Origin of the sequence: Nocardiopsis halotolerans DSM 44410, from assembly GCF_000341065.1 — a bacterium.
Taxonomy (GTDB): Bacteria; Actinomycetota; Actinomycetes; order Streptosporangiales; family Streptosporangiaceae; genus Nocardiopsis; species Nocardiopsis halotolerans.
The window spans coordinates 31,375-51,999 of sequence record NZ_ANAX01000085.1 but is presented as its reverse complement, the minus strand read 5'-3'; the positions used below and the strand labels follow the sequence as shown (position 1 = coordinate 51,999).

16 protein-coding genes are annotated in these 20,625 nt (G+C 69.8%); 9 read left to right on the top strand and 7 right to left on the bottom strand.

What is annotated here, in order from left to right; translation table 11 throughout:
* Positions 1-59 precede the first annotated feature (59 nt).
* Both D455_RS0106815 and D455_RS0106810 read left to right on the top strand, forming a co-directional pair.
* Positions 60-557 (top strand): ATP-binding protein, encoded by a 498-nt coding sequence (locus D455_RS0106815; RefSeq protein ID WP_017570004.1) that lies wholly within the window; start codon positions 60-62, stop codon positions 555-557.
* A gap of 259 nt (positions 558-816) precedes the next feature.
* The gene (locus D455_RS0106810) at positions 817-1,674 is read left to right on the top strand and encodes a helix-turn-helix domain-containing protein (RefSeq protein ID WP_040684592.1); all 858 of its coding nucleotides are present in this window, start codon (positions 817-819) and stop codon (positions 1,672-1,674) included.
* A gap of 244 nt (positions 1,675-1,918) precedes the next feature.
* On the opposite strand, the gene D455_RS0106805 is transcribed toward D455_RS0106810, so the two are convergent.
* The 5 genes from D455_RS0106805 to D455_RS0106785 all read right to left on the bottom strand — a co-directional run bounded on the left by D455_RS0106805 (position 1,919) and on the right by D455_RS0106785 (position 6,939).
* Entirely contained in the window at positions 1,919-2,152 is a 234-nt protein-coding gene (locus D455_RS0106805) for a DUF397 domain-containing protein (protein WP_017570002.1), read from the bottom strand.
* A gap of 229 nt (positions 2,153-2,381) precedes the next feature.
* Positions 2,382-3,410 (bottom strand): metal ABC transporter substrate-binding protein, encoded by a 1,029-nt coding sequence (locus D455_RS0106800; protein WP_040684581.1) that lies wholly within the window; start codon positions 3,408-3,410, stop codon positions 2,382-2,384.
* A gap of 175 nt (positions 3,411-3,585) precedes the next feature.
* On the bottom strand, positions 3,586-4,278 hold the full coding sequence (locus D455_RS0106795) for a potassium channel family protein (RefSeq protein ID WP_394296616.1): 693 nt from the start codon (positions 4,276-4,278) through the stop codon (positions 3,586-3,588).
* Between the two features lie 7 nt (positions 4,279-4,285).
* The gene (locus tag D455_RS0106790; RefSeq protein ID WP_026122388.1) at positions 4,286-5,740 is read right to left on the bottom strand and encodes a TrkH family potassium uptake protein; all 1,455 of its coding nucleotides are present in this window, start codon (positions 5,738-5,740) and stop codon (positions 4,286-4,288) included.
* Positions 5,741-6,024: 284 nt separating this feature from the next.
* A complete protein-coding gene (locus D455_RS0106785; RefSeq protein ID WP_017569998.1) occupies positions 6,025-6,939 on the bottom strand; it encodes a cation diffusion facilitator family transporter in 915 nt (304 codons plus the stop codon).
* Between the two features lie 118 nt (positions 6,940-7,057).
* On the opposite strand from D455_RS0106785, the gene cmtR reads away from it, so the two are divergent.
* From cmtR to D455_RS0106765, 4 genes are all read left to right on the top strand, one after another.
* Complete coding sequence (gene cmtR / locus D455_RS0106780; protein ID WP_017569997.1) at positions 7,058-7,387, top strand: Cd(II)/Pb(II)-sensing metalloregulatory transcriptional regulator CmtR; 330 nt, start codon at positions 7,058-7,060, stop codon at positions 7,385-7,387.
* Positions 7,388-8,354: 967 nt separating this feature from the next.
* On the top strand, positions 8,355-11,546 hold the full coding sequence (locus D455_RS0106775) for an efflux RND transporter permease subunit (RefSeq protein WP_017569996.1): 3,192 nt from the start codon (positions 8,355-8,357) through the stop codon (positions 11,544-11,546).
* A 503-nt stretch (positions 11,547-12,049) separates the two neighbouring features.
* The gene (locus D455_RS0106770) at positions 12,050-12,925 is read left to right on the top strand and encodes a SigB/SigF/SigG family RNA polymerase sigma factor (RefSeq protein WP_017569995.1); all 876 of its coding nucleotides are present in this window, start codon (positions 12,050-12,052) and stop codon (positions 12,923-12,925) included.
* An 886-nt stretch (positions 12,926-13,811) separates the two neighbouring features.
* The gene (locus D455_RS0106765) at positions 13,812-14,675 is read left to right on the top strand and encodes a SigB/SigF/SigG family RNA polymerase sigma factor (protein WP_017569994.1); all 864 of its coding nucleotides are present in this window, start codon (positions 13,812-13,814) and stop codon (positions 14,673-14,675) included.
* Between the two features lie 62 nt (positions 14,676-14,737).
* Here the strand turns inward: D455_RS0106765 and D455_RS29495 are convergent, their stop codons facing one another.
* The gene (locus tag D455_RS29495) at positions 14,738-15,073 is read right to left on the bottom strand and encodes an STAS domain-containing protein (RefSeq protein ID WP_083922156.1); all 336 of its coding nucleotides are present in this window, start codon (positions 15,071-15,073) and stop codon (positions 14,738-14,740) included.
* 595 nt (positions 15,074-15,668) lie between these two features.
* On the opposite strand from D455_RS29495, the gene D455_RS34450 reads away from it, so the two are divergent.
* Entirely contained in the window at positions 15,669-15,839 is a 171-nt protein-coding gene (locus tag D455_RS34450; RefSeq protein WP_017569992.1) for a hypothetical protein, read from the top strand.
* Positions 15,840-16,011: 172 nt separating this feature from the next.
* Here the strand turns inward: D455_RS34450 and D455_RS0106750 are convergent, their stop codons facing one another.
* A complete protein-coding gene (locus D455_RS0106750; protein WP_017569991.1) occupies positions 16,012-16,488 on the bottom strand; it encodes an ATP-binding protein in 477 nt (158 codons plus the stop codon).
* 683 nt (positions 16,489-17,171) lie between these two features.
* Here D455_RS0106750 and D455_RS0106745 point away from each other — a divergent pair.
* Both D455_RS0106745 and D455_RS0106740 read left to right on the top strand, forming a co-directional pair.
* Positions 17,172-18,815, top strand: a complete 1,644-nt coding sequence (locus tag D455_RS0106745; RefSeq protein WP_017569990.1) for a hypothetical protein — start codon at positions 17,172-17,174, stop codon at positions 18,813-18,815.
* Between the two features lie 318 nt (positions 18,816-19,133).
* The gene (locus D455_RS0106740) at positions 19,134-20,174 is read left to right on the top strand and encodes a pectate lyase family protein (RefSeq protein ID WP_017569989.1); all 1,041 of its coding nucleotides are present in this window, start codon (positions 19,134-19,136) and stop codon (positions 20,172-20,174) included.
* Positions 20,175-20,625 lie beyond the last annotated feature (451 nt).

Sequence of the window (20,625 nt, the reverse complement as noted above, 5' to 3'; positions counted from 1 at the left end):
CGCACCCCGGCTGTGTCACTGTCGCTCACACCATGGTGCGTCAGGGAGGAGTGGAAGTCATGGAGTGTGCGGAGGCGGTGGCGGATCCGACCGGTGGCTGGTGGCTCAAGGTCCTGACGCACGGTTCCCGCCGCTGGAACACCCCCGTCTGCGGGGACAGGCACGACGCCGTCACGTGGAGCTTCGAGCCGCGCCCCCACTCCGTGGGGGCCGCGCGTGAGATTTCCGAGGCGCTTCTCCACGAATGGGAGATGCAGTACTTGTCCAACGATGTCGTGGTGGTCGTTTCCGAATTGGTCACCAATGCGCTCCGGCACGGCGGCCCCATGCCCTTGACAGGGCAGAGCGAGGGGGGTATTCAGCTCTCGCTGATGCGCAGCGGCAGTGAATTCATCTGCGCGGTTCGCGACGGGGGGGACCGGCTGCCCCAGAGAAGGGAAACCGATCTCGACCTGGAGGGCGGCCGGGGGCTTGCCCTGGTGAGCGCTTTCGCGCGAGAGTGGGGTGTGATTCCCACGCCGCCCGGCGGAAAGTTCGTTTGGGCGCAATTCGTGTGAGTCCCGGGGCTCCCCGCTGGACGACCCGCCGGAACCCTCCCGGCGGCGGAGTCCTCCCCGGAGGTGTTGGGAGGGCCGCTGAGGCGATACCCGAAGGCACCACTGCTCTATCGATCGTTCTATCGTGTACATGTAGTGTCTTGACCGCACGGCAAAGGTATCCCGAGAGCCCGGATACCCTTGTGTGAGGAATGACGGAGAGGCGGCGAACGTGGATATCGCTCGATTGCGCCAGGGGAGCGGCCCCACTGTGCGCCGCATGCTGATCGGGCATGAGCTGCGGCAGCTTCGCGAAGCACGCGGTATCAGCCGTGAGGACGCCGGCAACAAGATTCGGGCGTCGGCGTCGAAGATCAGCCGTATGGAACTCGGTCGGGTCGGTTTCAAGCTGCGCGATATCGAGGACCTCCTCAAGATGTACGGGGTCAGCGACCGCAAGAGGATCAAGGAAATCCTCGAAGTCGCGCGCGAATCCAACAAGCCCGGTTGGTGGAAGGAGTACGGGGAGTCACTGCACAAGTGGTTCATCCGCTACGTCGGCTTCGAGGAGGCCGCCGACCACATCCGCATCTACGAGTCCCAGTTCGTCCCCGGGCTGTTGCAGACCGAGGAGTACGCGCGTGCGGTGATCTCCGGCGGTGTGGAGACCGACGAGGTCACCGAGCAGCGCGTTGACGCCAGACTCAGGAGACAGCGGCGCCTGCGCACCGACAAGAACATGCGCATGTGGGTGATCCTGGACGAGGCCGCGGTGCGCAGACCGATCGGCGGCCCCGAGGCGGGTCGCGAGATCATGCGCGGTCAGCTGGAGTGGCTCATCCAGCTCAGCAAGGAGTACGACAACATCACCCTCCAGATCGTCCCCTTCGCGGTGGGCGCGCACGCCGCCGAGGCGGGCTCGTTCACGCTCCTGCGGTACTCGGAGTTCGAGCTGGCGGACATGGTCTACCTGGAGCAGCTCACCGACGGCGAGATCATCGACCGCCGCCCCGTGGTGGAGGCCTACACCAAGGCCATGACCCGGCTCAGCGTCGCGGCGGCCACGCCGGACGAGACGGTGGGTCTGCTTGAGGGGATGCTGGAGGACCTGGACAGGAACGCCCCGGACAGGCACTGAGGGCGGTCCTGGCCGGAGGGAGGGGTCCCGGGCGCGGCCGGGGACATGAGGGGCTCGCCGAGGCGGGCCTTTCCGGTTTTTCGGGGGCTTTCGCGGACGGGACCGCGCGGGCGGGTACGGCCTTGGCCGACCCGGACGAGGGCGTGGCATCCGGGTCGGTCCTGGTAGGAGGGGTCACCGTTGTGCGGTGGCCCCTCCTGCGCGTGCCCCGAGGCCGTCGACGTGCTCAGTAGGAGGAGAAGACCTAGCTGAGAAGGTTGTCGAAGTCCCCGTCCTTGGCACCCAGGATCAGGCAGTCAATCTCCTCCTGCGTGTAGACCAGGGCCGGTCCGGTCGGGAAACGGGAATTGCGTACGGCGATGGAACCGTCGTTGAGACGGGCCATCTCGACGCAGGCGCCCTGCGAGTTGCTGCGCCGGGCCTTCTGCCAAGCCGCCTCCGTGAGCTGGGTCGCGGGGATGCCGTTGTGTGCGCTCATGCTGCTCCTTTGGATTTCTGAGGGGAACGGTCGTGCTGATGCACTGACAGATGCACGTGCATCAGCACCGACACATTCACAAGCATAGCGTGACCCTCGCCACTTGTCCGAGGGTTTGGTGGTATGTAAGCGCCATGTAACCCGAGGGGGTGCGCACGAGAGGGCCCCACCGGTCCCGGGCGGCTGCCCGGAGCCGGTGGGGCCCGGTGTCGGGGAGGGAGATCCTCCGTCAGGAGCAGGACAGCGCGGTGGTCAGCGCCTCCAGGTTGCCCCGCATGATCGACGGGTAGTCGTCGCCGGGGGAGTCCTCGGTGACGCCCTCCAGCGGGTCGAGCACCTCCACCCGCGCCCCGGTCTCGGCGGCGATGGTCTCGGCGGTCGCCGCGGGCATCAGCGGCTCGGTGAAGACGGTGCTGATGTCGTGCTCACGGACGATGTCGGTGATCTCCGCGATCTGGGCGGGCGAGGGCTCGGAGTCGGGGTCCACTCCGCTGACCCCGATCTGCTCCAGGCCGTAGGCCTCGGTCAGGTAGGTGAAGGCGGTGTGTCCGACGACCACCTCGTCCTGCTCGCAGGAGGAGAGTCCCTCCTCGTACTCCTGGCCGATCGCCTCCAGTTCCGCGGTCACCTCCTCCACGCCCTGCGAGTAGAGGTCGGCGCCCTCGGGGTGGACCTCGGCCATCCGGTCGCCGAGTGCCTGGGCGACCTGTGCCATCAACTCCACGTCCAGCCAGAAGTGGGGATCGTACGCGCCGTGGTCGTGCCCCTCCTCCTCGGCGTGGCTCTCCTCGGCGTGCTCGTCCTCCGCGTGACCGTGCTCGTCCTCCGCGTGGTCGTGTTCCTCCTCCGCGTGGTCGTGGCCGGACCCGGCCGCACCGGCGGAGTGCAGCTCCACGACGTCGGCGACGTCGAGCGCGTTCTCGGAGGCCTCCTGGGCGATCGCCTCGTCCACGGCGGGCTGGAGACCCTCCACGTGGAAGGCGATGTCGGCCTCACTGACCTCGGCCACCTGGCGGCCGGTGAGCTCCAGGTCGTGGGGCTCGGTGCCCGGTTCGGTGAGCTGGTTGACGGCCACCTGGTCGCCACCGATCTCCCGGGCCAGCCACTCCAGGGGGTAGACGCCGGTGACCACGGTCAGGTCCGCGTCGGCCGGGGAGACACCCGAGTCGTCCGCCCCCTCGCCGCTTCCGCAGGCGGTGATCGTCATGAGTGCCGCGGCGCCGACGGCGGCGGCCCGCACGGTTGTCCCAGTTCGCATGGGTCAATTCTCGGGAAAATGAAAACGGTTGTCAATTTGTCTGTTTGGAGTGGAACGCTCACAGGTGGCAGCGGGGCCGTGAACCGCCGCCCCCGGCGATCCGCCGTCGACGCTGACCGGGGTGGAACGGGCGGGCCGGGCGCGGGTCCCAGGCAGACACGGGCCCGGGGACGGCTCAGGTGGATTCGGAGAAACGCTCCACGTCGTCGGTCCGGCCCGCGACCACGATCACGTCTCCCTTGTGCAGCACCGTCTCCTGGGTGGCGTAGGTGAACTCCCCGTGCATCTGCTTCACCGACACCACGGTGATCCCGTAGTGCTGTCGGACCCGCGTCTCCCGCAGCGTCTTGCCGAGGAGCTCCTTGGGCGCCTTGGTCTTGCCGAGGGAGAAGCCCTCCTCCAGCTCCACGTAGTCGAGCATCCGGCCCGACAGCAGGTGCGCCACCCGCTCGCCCATGTCGTGCTCGGGCAGCACCACGTGGGTGGCGCCCACCTGTTCCAGGATGCGCTTGTGGCGGTGGCTCGTCGCCTTCGCCCAGATGTTGGTCACCCCCATGTCCACCAGCAACGAGGTGGCCAGGATGCTCTCCTCCAGGTGGGTGCCGATGGCCACCACCGCGCTGCGGAACTGGGACGCGCCCACCTGGCGCAGTGCCTCCTCGTCGGTGGCGTCGGCGATCACCGTGTGGGTGAGCTCGTCGGCGAAGGACTGCACCAGGCGAGGGCTGGAGTCGACGCCCAGCACCTCCCACCCGCGGCTGACCAGCTCCAACCCGAGCGAACCGCCGAACCGGCCCAGGCCGATGACCAGAACGCGCTTGTCGGTGAGTCTCCTGTGCTGCTGCACGGTGCCTCTTCCTTCCCTCATGGGGGTGTCAGCCGATGATCGGCCGTGCCTCCGCGAGATCGTAGCGCCGACGGTGGTCGCGGAAGGCCAGGGCCGTCACGAAGGTGATGGGACCCACCCTGCCCGCCACCATGAGCAGGGCCAGCAGGAACTGGGCCCAGGGCGCCAGGTCCGGGGTGATGCCCATGGAGAGGCCGACCACGGCGACGGCCGACACCACCTCGAACATCACCGGCAGCAGCTCGAAGGGGGTGGTGCGTACCAACAGGACCGTGGTGAAGGCCACGACCGTCGCGGACAGGAACACCAGGCTCAGCGCCTGCCGGATGACCTCCGGGGACAGCTGGCGTCCGTAGACGTGCACCTTGTCGTTGCCGCGGACCTCGGCCGCCACCACGAGGAAGAGCACCGCGAGGGTGGCGACCTTGATGCCCCCCGCCGTTCCGGCGCTGCCGTTGCCGACGAACATGAGCATGATCGTCACCAGCAGTGTGGAGTCCTCCAGTTCGCCGGTGTCGACGGAGTTGAGGCCGCCGCTGCGCGGCATGACGCCGTGGAAGAACCCGTTGACGATCCGCGCCCACCAGTCCATGTGCCCGAGGGTCCGCGGGTTGTTCCACTCCATCACGATGACCAGGAGTGTCCCGGCCGCGAAGAGGATCGCCGTGGTGACCACGGTGAGCTTGGTGTGCAGGCTCCACCGGCGGGGCGTGCGCAGCTCCCGGCGCAGCTCCAGCAGGACCGGGAAGCCGATGCCGCCGAGGATGACCGCGAGGGCGATCGGGACCAGGATGAGCGCGTCGCCGGAGAAGCGCATCATGCTGTTGCCGTACAGGGAAAGCCCGGCGTTGTTGAAGGCCGAGATCGAGTGGAAGAAGCCCGAGTAGACGGCCGCTCCGAAGGACATGTCGTAGCCCAGCCACATCCTCGGCGTGATCAGCAGGAACGTCACGCCCTCGCAGATCAGGAAGATGAGGGCCACCCGGCTGACCAGGCCGCGCACGTCGCCCACCCACAGGCTTCGGGTCTCCGCCTGCACGGTGAGCTGCATGCGCAGTCCGAAGCGGCGGATCATCGCGGTGCCCAGCAGGGAGGCCAGGGTCATGATGCCCATGCCGCCGATCTGCATGAGCGCGATGACGATTCCCTGGCCGAAGGAGTTGAGGTCGGCGCCGATGTCGACCACGCTCAGTCCGCACACCGCGAGCGCCGTGGTCGCGGTGAAGAAGGCCTCGACGAAGCCCAGTCCCAGGTGGTCGGGTGTGGTCAGCGGGGTCATCAGCAGCCCGGTGCCCATGAGGTCCACGGCCACGAAGGCCATGACGAAGACACGTGCGGGCTGACGCCACATGCTGGTCTCGCGGGCGGAACTCATCTCCACGCGCAACCTGTACGACAGCCGCCCCGCTCGTAGGCGGAGGAGTGAGCTGCTGACCAGCCTGCGAAGGAAGAGGGCGACCGCTCTCAGTGGATGGGTGCTCACCGCTGTTCCTGGGGCGGGAAGGGTGCCACGGTGGTGCCTCCTTGCGTTCCTGGCCGCGAGGAATTGTGCCAGAAGGTTCCGATGGTGGCACGTCGACGGCCCGTCCGACACCGTAAACCCGGACCGGGGCGTTGTCAGGGGTCACCGGTGGTCACCGGCAGCGGAGCGGAGTCCGGGGCCATCCGGCCGTCCGTCGACCGTGCCGGGGCGGGAACGAGGGCGACTGGCGGTCGGGAACGGGCGTGAGGGCGGTCGGAGGGCGGGTCCGCGCGACCCGGGCGCGGTCAGGCGTGGCGGGCGCCCTCGTGGTCGGCGTGGCCGGGCGGCTCCAGTTGCAGCGTGGAGTGCTCGACGTCGAAGTGACCGGTGAGACAGGCGTGGAGTTCGTCGAGCATCCGGCCGGTGTCGCCCAGGTGCTCCTCGGCCACCACCACGTGCGCCGACATCACGGGTACGCCGGAGGTGATGGTCCAGGCGTGCAGGTCGTGGACGTCGAGTACGGCGGAGTGCCCGAGCAGGTGGTCGCGGACCTCGGTCAGGTCCATGTCCTTGGGTGTGGCCTCCAGCAGGATGTGCACGGCCTCGCGGAGCAGCGCCCACGCGCGGGGCACGATGATCGCGGCGATGCCGAGTGAGACGAGGGTGTCCACCCGCGACCACCCGGTCAGCCAGACGACGGCCCCGCCCGCGATGACGCCGACCGCGGCCAGAGCGTCACCCATGACCTCCAGGTAGGCGCCCCTGACGTTGAGGCTCGATCTGGCCCCCGAGCGCAGCACGAGCAGTGCGCCGACGTTCATGACGAGGCCGAAGGCGGCGACGACGACCATGCCGGGGCCGGACACGTCGGCGGGTGTGCGCAGCCGCTCGACCGCCTCCACCACGATGAACCCGCACAGGACGAACAGCACCAGCGCGTTGACCGCGGCGGCCAGGATCTCCGCGCGTTGGGAGCCGAAGGTCCGCTCGCTGGTGGCGGGCCGCCCGGCGATCCACACGGCGACCAGGGCGAGCGCCACCCCGAAGGAGTCGGTGACGGTGTGCCCGGCGTCGGCGAGCAGTGCCAGGCTGTCGCTGAACGCGGCGCCGAGTACCTGGACGACGGCGACGAGGAGCATCATTCCGAGGACCAGCGCCAGCCGTCCGCTGTTGGCGGCCCCCGCCGTGACTCCGTGCCCGTGGTCGTGTCCCACGCCCATCAACGCCCCCCGTCCTGACGTCAGCTCGCGGGCGCCGTCGCTCATGGCGCCATAGTTCAGCCTTCACTGTTTATACAGTCCATGCTGTCTATACAGCAAGCCATGTACAATGGTTTTCATGTTGACCTCCGAGCAGCGCCTGTCCGCCATCCACAGGCTCGGCCGCGCCCTGTCCGACCCCACCCGCTGCCGCCTCCTCCTGGCGCTCCTCGACGGTCCCCACTACCCCGCCGGGCTCGCCGACCAACTGGGACTCACCCGCCAGAACGTCTCCAACCACCTCGCCTGCCTGCGTGACTGCGGCCTGGTGCGCACCTCCGCGCGGGGGCGCCAGGTCAGCTACGAACTCGTGGACGACTCCCTGGCCCACGCCCTGGACGACCTCCTGCGGGTGGTGTGGGGCACCTCCCAGCCGCACGAGATGGTCGACGACCAGCGGTCTGTCTGACCGGCGGGCGTCGGTCCGTCTGGGCTGTTCCTCTCCCGGGATGCCCGCCGAAGGGTCCTTCTCCTGGTCGTCCACAGGCCCTTTCCCACGCGTGGCGTCCCCCCGGGAGCGGCCGACCAGCACGGGTGGCCGTCCACGAGAGGCTGTCCACGGGGACGGGCGCCCACAGGGTGGCCGTCCATCGCGGGGGCGTGGTCCGTCGCGGGCGGTTGTCCACGGGGGCGACGGCGTGCTCATGGTGGGGAGGGCGGCGGGTCGCACTGGGTCCGGGGGCGCGTGACGCGCCTGTGAGCGGCGAAGACGCCCCCGGAATCGGGCCCGGGCCTCCGTTCGGGCGGCCCGCCATCCTCGGTTCCCTCCTGTGGACAACCCCTCGCGAAGCCCCGTCGTCCGGCGGCGGGGGGCCGACGACCGGCCACCGGCCCCTCCGCCGCGCCGCCCATGCCTTCAGAGCGTGCCGACCGGAACCCATGCATGTGATGTCCACTACTCGCCAAGGTCACGCGCGGTCACGGTCGGCGCACCTCCGGCCCCTCAGGGCGCCGACTTCCGGATGAGGACTCCTACTTTGGTCAGGAACCGTCCCTGACAGAAGACTGATGTCTCCCTGAGTCCGCCCTGAATCGGACAGGGAGGGCCCGGCTCCCGATATAACGCGAAGTATGGTGAGTAGCGCGCCCGGCGGATGCACGAGGCCCGGCGAACGCGGCTGACACGACCGTCCCGCTCCCGGCCGCCGAACACCGGCATCCCCACCACCACACGTTCGCGTCCGGTGCCAGAACCGGCGGATGACGTGTGCGTTCTGACGGGTGCGCGTACGCGCTCGACGACCCACACACCACGGTCCGTCCCCGTGGTCCGCAGTGAACTAGGAGCGAGAACCTCTCATGTCCAGATCGGCCGTAAGGGCCCGCGGCACGGGCCTCCCCCAGGCGGGGACCGCCAGCGTGGAAGGGACCGAGGTATGAACCGCGTGGCGGTCATGTCGCTCGGTAACCGGGCGCTGGTTCTGCTCATCACCCTGGCAGTCCTCTTCTTCGGAGTCCTCGCGGCGGTGTCGGCCAAACGCGAGCTCTTCCCCGAGATATCCCTCCCGATGGTGATGGTCTCCGGCACCTACCAGGGGGCCTCGCCCCAGGTGGTGGAGAGCCAGGTCACCGAGCCGCTGGAACAGGCCGTCCAGAGCGTTCCCGGCGTCACCACGGTCACCTCGACCTCCAGCACGGGCTCGTCCCAGATCACGGTCGAGTTCGACTACGGCCAGGACCAGGACGACCTCGTCCGCCAGGCCCAGATCGCCGTCGACCAGGTCTCGGGCATGCTCCCCGAGGGCGTCGAACCCAGCGTCATGTCCTTCAGCACGGACATGATGCCGGTCGTGATGCTCGCGGCGGGCGCCCAGGACGGCGACGACCAGGCCATGATCGAGCCGCTGGAGACCCACCTCATCCCCGAGTTGGAGTCCGTCGAGGGCGTGCGTTCGGCGACGATCTCCGGTGCCGTGGACTCCGACGTGGTCATCACGCCGGACGAGGAGGAGCTCGCCGCCGCGGGGCTGACCTCCCAGGACGTCATGGACACCCTCCAGTCCAGCGGTCTGTTGCAGCCGGGCGGGGACGTCGAGTCCGACGGCCGCAGCCTGAGCGTGACCACCGGCGACCAGTTCACCTCGATCGAACAGGTCGAGGACGTCTGGGTCAGGCCCTCCTCCGCGGGCACGGGCATGTCCGCCGCGGCGCCCGGTGCGCCCCCGGCTCCGCCCGAACCGGTCCGGCTCTCCGAGGTCGCCGACGTCGCTCTCGTCGAGGACGAGCCCACCAGCCTGGCGCGCGTCAACGGTGACCCGAGCATCGGCGTCATGATCATGAAGACGCCCGAGGGCAACACCGTCGAGGTGTCCGAGGGCGTCCAGGCCGTCCTGGACGAGCAGGCCGAGGTCCTCGGTGACGACATCGAGATCAGCGTGGTCTTCGACCAGGCCCCCTATATCAACGAGTCCATCCTCGCGATGCTCGAAGAGGGCGGCCTGGGGTTGCTCGCCGCGGTGATCGTCATCCTGGTCTTCCTGTTCTCGATCCGCTCCACCCTGGTGATCGCGGTGTCGATCCCGGCGTCGGTGCTGATCGGGTTCCTGGGCATGCAGGCGTTCGACTTCTCGCTGAACATGCTCACCCTCGCCGCCATCACCATCTCCATCGGGCGCGTGGTGGACGACTCCATCGTCGTCCTGGAGAACATCCGCAGGCACCTGGACTACGGCAAGGAGCGGATGAACGCGGTCAGGGACGGTGTGCGCGAGGTCGCCACCGCCGTGGTCTCCTCCACCCTCGCGACCGTCGCCGTGTTCCTGCCGCTGGCCCTCGTCGGCGGCCAGGTCGGCGAGATCTTCATGCCGTTCGCGGTCACCGCCAGCCTGGCCCTGCTCGCGTCCCTGATCGTCTCGATCACGCTCATCCCGGTGCTGTGCTACTGGTTCATGCGCCCCAAGGACATCGGGGACGCCACCCAGGAACAGATCGAGCGCGAGGAGCACGAGAGGGAACTGCGCGGCCCGCTCCAGCGCGCCTACCTGCCGGTCATCCGGTGGATCACCACCAAGCGCAGGGTCGCCACCGTCACCACGCTGGTCGCCAGCGTCGCGATCTTCGGCGGAACGGTCGTCATGGCCGGCAGCCTGGAGACCGAGTGGATGGGTCAGACCGAGGAGAACACCTACTCGATCGTCCAGGAACTGCCCCCGGGCACGTCCCTGGAGGCGGCCGACGCCGAGGCGGTCAGGATCGAGGAGATGCTCGACGGTTACGCCTGGGTGGACTCCTACCAGACCAACGTGGGCGGCGGCGGTATGGCGGCCATGCTGGGCGGCGGCGGAGCGCCCCAGGTGGACTACAGCGTCACCGCCGACCCGGACACCGACCAGGCTCGCAACCGCGAGGTACTGCGTGAGGACCTCGAAGCCCTGGACACCGAGTACGAGCCGCGCCTGAGCAGCATGGGAGCCATGGGCGGTTCGGGCATCGAGGTGCGGGTCAGCGCCGACGACCAGGAGGTCCTGGCCGAGGCGGCCGGGATGGTCGAGGACGAGCTGCGCGACATCGACGGTGCCGCAGACGTCGTCAACGGCGTCTCCGAGTCCCAGCCCGCACTGGAGGTGCGCGTCGACGGCGAGGAGGCCGCCGAGCTCGGCATGACCGAGGCCATGATCGGCCAGCAGGTCACCGCCGCCTTCCAGGGAAGCAACGTCGGCACCGTCACCCTCGACGACACCCGTCGCGACCTGGTGGTCCGTGCCGAGGAGGCCCCGGAGGGCGTGGCCGAGCTGGAGGACCTGCCCATCATGGCCCCGACGGGCCAGGCGGTCACCCTGTCCGAGGTCGCCGANCCGCCGCAGCTCACCCGGATCGACGGCATCGCCAGCGTCACCGTGTCGGCGAGCGTGACCGGCTCCGACCTGGGCGCCGTGAGCGCCGAGATCACCCAGGCCCTGGAGACGATGGACCTGCCCGAGGGCGCCACCGCCGCCCTGGGCGGTGTCAGCCAGGACCAGAGCGAGGGCTTCATGCAGCTGATCCTCGCGATGCTGGCCGCGATCGTCATCTGCTACCTGATCATGGTGGCGACCTTCAAGAGCCTGCTCCAGCCGCTGATGCTCCTGGTCTCGGTGCCGTTCGCGATCACCGGTTCGCTGGCCCTGCTGCTGGTCACCGGCACCCCGCTGGGTATCGCGGGCATGGTCGGCATGCTGATGCTCATCGGTGTGGTGATCACCAACGCCATCGTGCTGATGGACCTGATCAACCAGAACCAGAACAACGGGATGCCGCTCAGGGAGGCGATCGTGGAGGGTGCCCGTCACCGTCTGCGTCCCATCCTGATGACGGCGCTCGCGACCGTCGCGGCGCTGACCCCGATGGCCCTGGGCCTCACCGGAGGTGGGGCGTTCATCTCCGCGCCGCTGGCGATCGTGGTGATCGGCGGTCTGGTGTCCTCCACCGTGCTCACGCTGATCCTGGTCCCGGTCCTCTACCAGCTGGTGGAGTGGGGCAAGCAGCGCCGCGCGGCACGGAGGCGTGCGCGCAGCGAGCGCCGGATGACGAGGAGGAAGGGCTCCGTCGGCGGGACCGAGACCGAGCGCGTCAAGCAGCCGGTCAGCTGATCCCGGGAGTTCCACCGGCCAGGGGGCGTTCCGCGCACGGCGCGGGGCGCCCCCTCGCCGTGCGCGGGTTCACCCTCGCGTGGTCACGCCCATGCCCAGGCATGACGTTTCGAACGTGAGTTCGTAGCGGAAAAACTCGGTAAAAGTGTTTCATTCCCGGACTTGGCGGTAGGGGGTGAGTAGCTGGGCACCACGTGTCGGCAGGGAGGGCGCGGTCGCCGTGCCCGTGGGCCTTGGGGGAGGGTCGCGGGCACGGCGACCGCTCTGTTGTGCACCCAGGGTCATCAACTGAGTATGGAAAGATATTTGTCGCACGACAACATTTTTTCGCTCTGCGGCTTTTGAAGTCGTTTCTGAGGGAACGTACCTCTGCGCACCGGGATCGTCCCCACCGGACCGCAGCTTCCCGGCAGCGAGTCCGCAGCGGGGACGTACCGCAGGTGGCACCTGCCGATCAGGCAGATACCAGGAACATGCAGGACAGAGCACCGGGGGGTTTCCTCTTGTCCGCGAACACCGTCCACGTATCCCACACCGCCGCCGACCACAGGACCGTCATCCCCAGACCGCGCAGGCCGGTTCCGGGTGAGAACGCGACGAACACGTCGAACGCCTCGGCCGAGGAGTTGCTGTCCGAGCTCGGGCGCCTGGGGGAGGGGGACCCCGGGGCGGACCGACTGCGCGAGCAGGTCGTGGTCCTCTACCAGCCTCTGATCAACAAGATCGCGCGCCGCTACGGGGGCCGGGGCGAGCCGCTGGAGGACCTGAAGCAGACCGCCATGGTCGGCCTGGTCAAGGCCGTCCGAGGCTACGACCCCGACCGGGGCAAGCCCTTCATCTCCTACCTGCTGCCCACGGTCACCGGGGAGATCAAGCGCCACTTCCGCGACCACACCTGGGCGGTACGCGTGCCCAGGCGCCACCAGGAGAACCGGGTCAAGCTGCGCCGCGTGACCGGCGAGTTCCAGCAGGCCCACGCGCGCACGCCCACCATCGCCGAACTGGCCCAGGAGATGGGGCTGTCCGAGTCCGAGATCAGCGAGCTGACCCAGGTCTCGGAGTCCTACCGTTCCCTGTCGTTGGACGCCCCCGACTCCTCCGACGCCGACGGTCAGGAGGGCGCTCGGCTGGAGGACCACCTGGGCAGCGAGGACGAGGCGCTGGAGCGGGTGGTCCAGCGCGAGTCGCTCAAGCCCGCCCTGGCCCGCCTGCCCGAACGCGAACGCAGGATCCTCATGCTGAGGTTCTTCGGCGACCACACCCAGTCCGAGATCGCCGACCGCCTCGGCTACTCCCAGATGCACGTGTCCCGACTCCTCGCCGGTGTCCTGGAACAGCTGCGCCAGGAAGTGAGCGAGGAGGCGCCCGGCCGCGACTAGGCGGTGTTCGCTTCGGGCCTCCGCTCCGTTTCCGGCCCGCCATCGCCCGCCGGGGCGCTCCGCGCGGGGGCGGGTCACCGCCCTCGACGGACGCCTACGGAGGTGGACTTTCCCCGACCCGAACCGGGGGAGGGCGGGGGCCGCCCTTCGGACACGCGGTGCCGGGAGCCCCGCCGGGAGCCGGACACGGCAGCGACTCCACGCTTCCCGACGTTCCGCCCGGGGCTCCCGGGAGCCTGCCGCCGCATCACCGAGGAGCCGGTGCGCGCCGTCTCTTCGCCGCGAGCGGTTCGCGCGGGACAAAAGCTTGTCTGAGGGGAAAGCGACATCACCTTGGTGTCACGTTCCGGGTGGCCCTCCGTCTCCGGGAAGGAGTCCGAAGCGGGTCCCGGCCACTTCGGAGTCGTACACGCGCCTGTGCGGGTCGCTCCGGTAACTGGCGGCCGTGGTTCGGCCACCGCCCCAGACCCACGCCGGACGCCGAACGGGGATCCGAACGCACGTTTGTACGCAGAAAAGGCACGGAGCCGAAGTTTGCCCCTGCGCCCGTGAGGTAGGGGAACAGTACTTGCGATGGTGTGCCGAGCAGGAGAAACACGGTTGCTGCAGCCCGTGGGCCTCAGGGGGAGCCCACGGGCGCGGCGGCCTTTCGCATGCCCAATTTATAATGTCCTGGCCCTCTTTGCGGGACACTTGCTATAAGACAACAAAAATTACGTTCCACGGCTTTTAAGGTCGTTTCGCAGGGAACGGTAGTGGTTGCACCGGATTCGCTTGCGGAGTCGCAGTTTCCCGACACTCGGCCCCGAGCGCGGCGAGAGCGCCGGTGCCCCGCCCCAGGCAGGTGACAGAAGCACACAGGACCAGAGCACCGGGGGGTTTCCTCTTGTCCGCCACGCTTGACCACGACACCGTGTCCCACACCGCCGACGAGCACACGACCCCGTTCCCCAAGCCGCGCACACCCGTCCCGGGGGAGGACGTTCCGGCCGAGGAGCTCCTCGTCGAACTCCACCGCATGGACGAGGACGATCCGCGCATGGCCCGAGTGCGCGAGCAGGTCGTGGCCCGCTACCAGCCCCTGATCAACAAGATCGCGCGCCGCTACAACAACCGGGGCGAGCCGCTGGAGGACCTGAAGCAGACCGCCATGGTCGGCCTGGTCAAGGCCGTCCGAGGCTACGACCCCGACCACGGCAAGCCCTTCATCTCCTACCTGCTGCCCACGGTCACCGGGGAGATCAAGCGCCACTTCCGCGACCACACCTGGGCGGTACGCGTGCCCAGGCGCCACCAGGAGAACCGGGTCAAGCTGCGCCGCGTGCTCAGCGAGTTCCAGCAGACCCACGCGCGCACGCCCACCAACGCCGAGATCGCCCAGGAGATGGGACTGGACGAGGACGAGGTCGTCGAGCTCGTCCAGGTCTCGGAGTCCTACCGTTCCCTGTCGTTGGACGCCCCCGACTCCTCCGACGCCGACGGTCAGGAGGGCGCCCGGCTGGAGGACCACCTGGGCAGCGAGGACCGGGACCTGGAACGGATCGTGGAGCGCGAGTCGCTCAAGCCCGCCCTGGCCCGCCTGCCCGAACGCGAGCGCGAACTGCTCATGATGCGCTTCTTCGGCGACCACACCCAGTCCGAGATCGCCGACCGTATGGGTTACTCCCAGATGCACGTCTCCCGGCTGCTCAAGCACACCCTGGAGCAGCTGCGCCGGGACGTGGGCGAGCGGGCGTCCGCCCGCGGCTGAGCCCGGTCCGCCTTCACCCGTCCTGGAGGGCGCCACGAGGGGCGTCCTCCAGGACGGGTCCCTTACCTGCCCGCGGCTGACTGGGCCTCGCGCAGGCTCGGGTAGAGGGGCATCACCTTCCCCAGGCCCACCAGGTCGAGGACACGGCGCACGGGCCGGTGGGAGACGACCACGCTCACCGTCGAGCCGCTGTGCTGTGCGCCGCGCAGCGCGTGCACCAGCGCACTGACCCCGGAGGGGTCACAGAAGGTGGTGCAGGACATGTCGACGATCACGTGTCCGGGCTCCCATGTCACGGCCCTCTCCAGGAACTCGGTGAGATGGTCGCGCACGCTCGGGTCGATGACGCGCGGTGTGGTCAACACGCGTACGGGCCGGGAGAAAGTCGTGACAGTCATGAGCTGACGATCCCATTGTGTTCGCGGGTATGGGGAGAAAGAGGTCTGCCGTGCAAGGGAGCAGGCACACGCACAGAGATTGCTGCCCCGCTACCCGACACGGGCAGCGACAAACCCGCGGCCGCCCCGATCGCCCCCCTGGTCCTGCGAGAAGTACGTCCTGTTCCGCCACGCAGTAGAAGGAGAATCCGGAGGGTCCCGTGTCGGGGAGGTCCGGGACCGTGCTTGTGGGTGCGAAACCCACCCCGGAGGCTTCCGGGTGAGGACGGCCCCCGGTTATCGTCAACGGCACGGCGGAGCCATGACGGAAGCCACACCCGTGAGGCCACGGGCGACCAGGCCAGCGAGCGCCAGCCCTGGCCCGACCACGTCCGGGACCTCGGCGCCTCGGGACCACCCTGGTGTCACGGGGACGCGGAACGAGCGGAAGAACCGGGGACCCACCGGGGGACCGACGAGTCCTGCCCAGGGTGCTACACGGCCCAGGATGGATTTCAGCCCACAAACCCCCGCGGTCAGGGCGTTCCAGATCTTGGCGCTGCGTCACCGGAGCGGCGATTTGTGCTATCCGCGCACTCCAGGCAGGCTGCGTCACATGGACGAAACGAACAAGAGCCTCGACGACCTGGTCCGCGACGAGCTGGGCGAGGAACCGTCACAGGAGGCGAAGGACTACGCACGCGAACTCTACGAGCGCTTCCGACTTCCCACGACCACCCAGGACGGCGGTGGGGCTGCACCCACGGCCACCGGCGCCGAGGAGTGAGCAGGACGCCCGTACCGGACACGGCGGCGCACCGGGGCGACTCCCGTCAGTGGGCCGCACGGAGGTGTCGTTGACGGAACAGGCCCAGCCTTCGCGGATCTTGTACTTGTAGCCGGGCTCGACGCCCAGGGCGTGCTACGGGTACAAGATCGCGGCGGACCGGCGAACCCCTTCAGCCGTGGTGTTGTTCGGTGTCCGCCACCACGGGCTCGTCGCCGCAGTCCCACACGAGCTCGAACCAGACCTTGCGCCCCATTCCGTCACCGCGGGGCTCCGTGCCCCACTTGCTGGAGAGCGCCTCGACCAGATCCAGCCCCCGACCGTGTTCGGAGGTGTCGTAGGGATCCCGGTGCTGGGGCGCGGGCGCCTCCGTCACGCTGCCCAGGTCCCGTACCTCCACCCGCGCCCACCCCGGGGCCAGACGGACGCAGATCTCGAACTTTCCGGTCGCGCGGCCCGAGGCGCTGTGCGTGATGGCGTTCGTGGCCAGCTCGCTGGTCAGCAGTGTCGCCGTGGTCAGCTCTGGCGAGGCGGCCAGTTGCCGGGCGACGAACCTCCTCGCGTAGGCGATCTGGCTCGGCAGGCCGGGGAAGCGCCGCCGCGCGGATCCGGAAGCGGTCTCTGTGCTGTGAGGGGTGCGCTCTTCCATGGAACTCGCCGGACGTTGAAAGGGACTGGACGAAGATACGGGGACGTGGAACGTGTCCGGCGGTGGAAGACCGATCCCGGTGGGGTCGTGCGCGTGACGTGGGGCGGGGGAACTGTGGGGTGCTGCGGTGTCACACATTGGGTTCACTCCCCGAAGACGTGTGTTCGCGGCGGGCATGGCAACCAGAGCGCCGGGCCCTCGAAGGCGTCCGTGCCCGGCTGGCGGGTCACGGCGCGGGGTGGTCACACGAGTCGGATCCCCCTGGGACAGGGAGGGGCGCGTTGGTGCGCCGCGGGATACGCGGTCTGAGGGTGGCGACAGAGGGGAGAGGGGAAGCGGCGGGGCTTCCCCCTGGGCGGTGGTGAGGCCTGGGAGCGGGCCGGGTCGATGGATCATGTCTGGTGGCGGATGTGCCCTACGACACTGAAGGGCGTATTCGCGCTCAGCATACGCTCCGTGCCTCCCCGGAAACCCAGCCGACCTGGCTTGGTCAGGATAGCCCCCTCTGAGCTGGCCAAAGAGGATGTTTGGCCTGATGCTTCGGTCGGTCAAGGGCGGATATGGGCCGTCTTTGGGAACTGGTGGGACCTGTGAGCATGGATAACGATTAGGTCAACCTCTCTCGGATTTTGGTGCTTCCCACGGTCTTGCGCCCGCCATGTCCGACCGGACAGGGTGTGGATATGCTCTCCCGCTCGCCCCTGCCCCCCGGCCTCGGTGTCGAGATCGACCGCGCGGTGCGCCTCAGCGACGAGGGGCACCTCCTCGTCGGCGGGAACCCGCCGCGGGCGGTACGCCTCTCCCCGGGCCAGGTCAGCGCACTGATCCGCTGGTTGAGCCGGGCCGTGCCCCGGGGCGGGGACGAGGGCCTGTTCGCCCGGGACCTGGTCCGCGCCGGACTCGCCCACCCCCGCCCCCTGCCCCTCGTTCCCGGCGACACCGTCGAGGTGGCCGTCGTCGGACGGGCCGGGCCCGGCGCGTTGGCCGCCACGCTGGACCACCTCGCCGAGCACCATCCGGAGCTGCGGCCCGTCGTCGTCGGCGCCGTCGGTCCCGACGCCTGGGTCGCGCGCCGTCGCGGCGCCCGCGTCGTGCCCGGTCCGGCAGGCGGAGCAAGGGCCCGGGCGGAGGCGCTTCGCGTGTGCTCCGCGGAGTTCGTCGCCCTGGTCGAGGCGGGTACGCGCCCCGCCCCGGGGTGGTTGGAGAACGCCCTCGGCCACTTCGCCGACCCGGACGTGGCGGCCGTGGTCCCCCGTGCCCTGGCCGACCGCTCCGCCTGCCTGGGACACACACAGATGGTCGTGGCCGCGGTCGCCGCCCGCCACGCCGGCCCGGACCGGGGCGCGGACCCCGCTCCCGTCCTGCCCTGGGGACACGCGGTCCCCGGTCAGGAGCGGCCGGGTTCGACCAACGAGCACACCGATCCGCTGCGGCCGATCCCCGTGCTCGTGCTGCGCCGGGCCCTCGCCGACCCGGATCCCGGTCTCGGTGACGCGGCCGACNTGTGGCGGCTCGTGGAGGAGGGCCGTTCGGTGCGCTACGAGCCCCGGTCCCGTGTGTGGGCGCCGCCCATCACCGATCTGGGCGGATACCTGCGTGCCTGTTTCACCGCCGGAGCGGTCGCGGGCCCCCTGGCGCGCCGTCGCGGTGAACGCGAGGCCGGACCCGAGATGTCCTGGGCCGGTGCGGCGGGACTCTCCCTGATGGCTCTCGGCCGTCCCGGCGCCGCCCTGCTGGCCGGTGCTTTGGGCGGCGCCGCGGTGGCGGGCACCCTCACGGTGCGGGCACGGACCCCGTGGCCGGAGGCGGTGTGGTTGGCCGGGGCGGACCTGGCGCAGACCGTCCGTGCGGGAACACGCGCGGTCCGGACGGCGTGGTGGCCGCTGGCCGCCGCCACCGTGGTGGGAGGTGCGGTGTCCTGGCGGCGCGGTCGTGGCGATCCCGGTGGCGGGAGTCGCGGCCCGCTGGGTCCGGTGCGCCGCGCGGGAGGCGGAAGCCCGTCGGGAGCCCGGCGGCGCGCCGTGGCCGGACGGATCGCGCTGGCCGCGGGCGCGGCCCTGGTGCTGCCCCACGTGACGGCCTGGCACCGGGGCAGGGGCGCCTCCCTGGTCGGCCCGGTGTCGTGGACGGCCCTGGGAATGGCGGGTGACGCGGCCCGTTCCCTGGGGGCCTGGTGGGGGATGGCGCGCTCGGGTTCCCCCGCACCCCTGGTGCCCCGGCTCGGTCCGCTGGTCGCGGTCGGCACCGTCCCGCGGCGGCGCTCCGGGAGGGTACGCGGAAGCCGGGGCCCCGAGAGGGAACCGGTGGTGGCCGTGGACCGCTCCTGACTCTCCGCTTCCGGAGTGTTGCGTTCGGTAGGGGGTGGTGGGTGTTTCTCGCCACGTTCGTCCTTCACGGGGTGCGGATCCGTGTGCGCGAAGCTGCCTTGGGTTGGGACTGGGAACCCGGCTGTGGCAAGGTCTAGGCAGTGTTTCCGGCCCGGTCCGACCGTCTGCCCGGGTACCCGGACGGGCAGGAGCCGTCGGGTCGTCCGCCGGGACGGCCCGTGGTCTGCGTCACGCGTCACCCCCGGACGCACGGCGCTGTCCGGCCGCGTACGAACCACGCCCCCACACCCCCTGTCCCGCTGCGTTGGAAAGCCCTCGATGAGATCTCATCCGATCGCCGCCGCGACCGCGGCGGCGCTGTTGTGCGCCGTCCTCACCTCCTGTTCGGCCGAGGGGGAGGAGAGCGGAGGGGAACCGCGGGCCGGTGCCGTGGCCGACCCGAACACGGAGGCGGACGAGTCCGGCGCCCCGCCGGAGGAGACGCCCGAGGAGACGACGCCGTTCGGAACGCCGGTCGGCTGGGCCTCCGAGCCTCTGGAACGGGACGGGCAGGAGTACCCGGGTGTGACCGGAGGGACGGGAGGGGAGACCGTCACAGCCTCCGACACCGAAGAACTGGCTGGCCATCTGGCCAGCGAGGAGCCGCTCACCGTCGAGATCAGCGGGCGGATCGACCTGGACGGCGCGATGGAGGTCGGCTCGGACAAGACGCTTGTGGGGGTCGGTGAGGGAGCCGAGCTCACCGGCGGCACGCTGGTGGTCGACGGCTCCAGCGACGTCGTCCTGACCAACCTCCTGGTGGAGACCGACGGGACCGCGGTGTCCGTGCGCGGGGACGCCCACCACGTGTGGGTGGACGGGTCCACGTTCGTCGGCGACGGCGGGGACGAGCCCCTGGTCTCGGTCACCGACGGGGCCGACCGCGTCACCCTGTCCTGGAACCACTTCTCCGACGCGGTGTCGGCGGTCGCCGTCGGCGGCGACGAGGAGGAGCCCGGCGCGCTGAGGGTCACCGTGCACCACAACCACTTCGACGGGACGGAGAGCCGACACCCGGGGGCGCGGTTCGCCGAGCACGTGCACGTGTTCAACAACTACTTCAGCGCCAACGCGGAGTACGGCGTGCGGTCGGCCGACGACTCCAACGTGCTGGTGGAGGGCAACTACTTCGACGGCACCCGGGTCTCGGTGGCCACCGCGGAGGAACGGCCCGGCAACGTGGTCACCCGCGACAACCTGCTCGTGGACTCCGAACAGCCCGAACTGCGCGGTGAGGTCCCCGACCCGCCGTACGCCTACGAGCTGGACGACACCGCCCACGTCCCCGACGTGGTCACCGCGGAGGCCGGGGTCAACTGAACGAGTGGTACTCGTAGTCCTCCCCGACGCCGTTCGCGGCACGGTACTCGAATCTGCGCGGGTACCCCTGTTCGTCGATCCACAGGTCGAACTCGGCGTTCTCCACGTGTGTGAGGACGTTGCGCCCGGTCCCGGGGTCGTAACCGCCCAGCGTCGCCGTGAACACGCCCGTGTAGTGGTAGGCGCTGTGCGTGCTGCTCAGCTCCGGCGACTCCAGACGCACCTCCTCCAGCCCGTCCAGCACCAGGTCGGTGGAGGTGGCGAGCACCTCGCGCAGCTTGGCTGAGCCGTACGCGGAGGAGCACAGGTACCGGTCGGCCGCGCTGGGCGGATCCAGCGGTTCCAGACCACGGCCGGCGATCATCCTGAACTGACCGCCGCCGAAGTCGTAGCGGTACACCGCCCGGTCGTCCACGGTGGTGAAGTGATGCTCGAACTCCGGCTCGGCCCG

Excerpts from the sequence above, each read along its gene's own strand:
- D455_RS29495 (WP_083922156.1), bottom strand. The coding sequence starts at position 15,073 with ATGACTGTCACGACTTTCTCCCGGCCCGTACGCGTGTTGACCACACCG.
- D455_RS0106800 (WP_040684581.1), bottom strand. The coding sequence starts at position 3,410 with ATGCGAACTGGGACAACCGTGCGGGCCGCCGCCGTCGGCGCCGCGGCA.
- D455_RS0106750 (WP_017569991.1), bottom strand. The coding sequence starts at position 16,488 with ATGGAAGAGCGCACCCCTCACAGCACAGAGACCGCTTCCGGATCCGCG.
- D455_RS0106810 (WP_040684592.1), top strand. The coding sequence starts at position 817 with ATGCTGATCGGGCATGAGCTGCGGCAGCTTCGCGAAGCACGCGGTATC.
- D455_RS0106740 (WP_017569989.1), top strand. The coding sequence starts at position 19,134 with ATGAGATCTCATCCGATCGCCGCCGCGACCGCGGCGGCGCTGTTGTGC.
- D455_RS0106785 (WP_017569998.1), bottom strand. The coding sequence starts at position 6,939 with ATGGGCGTGGGACACGACCACGGGCACGGAGTCACGGCGGGGGCCGCC.
- D455_RS0106795 (WP_394296616.1), bottom strand. The coding sequence starts at position 4,278 with ATGAGGGAAGGAAGAGGCACCGTGCAGCAGCACAGGAGACTCACCGAC.
- D455_RS0106815 (WP_017570004.1), top strand. The coding sequence starts at position 60 with ATGGAGTGTGCGGAGGCGGTGGCGGATCCGACCGGTGGCTGGTGGCTC.
- cmtR (WP_017569997.1), top strand. The coding sequence starts at position 7,058 with ATGTTGACCTCCGAGCAGCGCCTGTCCGCCATCCACAGGCTCGGCCGC.
- D455_RS0106805 (WP_017570002.1), bottom strand. The coding sequence starts at position 2,152 with ATGAGCGCACACAACGGCATCCCCGCGACCCAGCTCACGGAGGCGGCT.
- D455_RS34450 (WP_017569992.1), top strand. The coding sequence starts at position 15,669 with ATGGACGAAACGAACAAGAGCCTCGACGACCTGGTCCGCGACGAGCTG.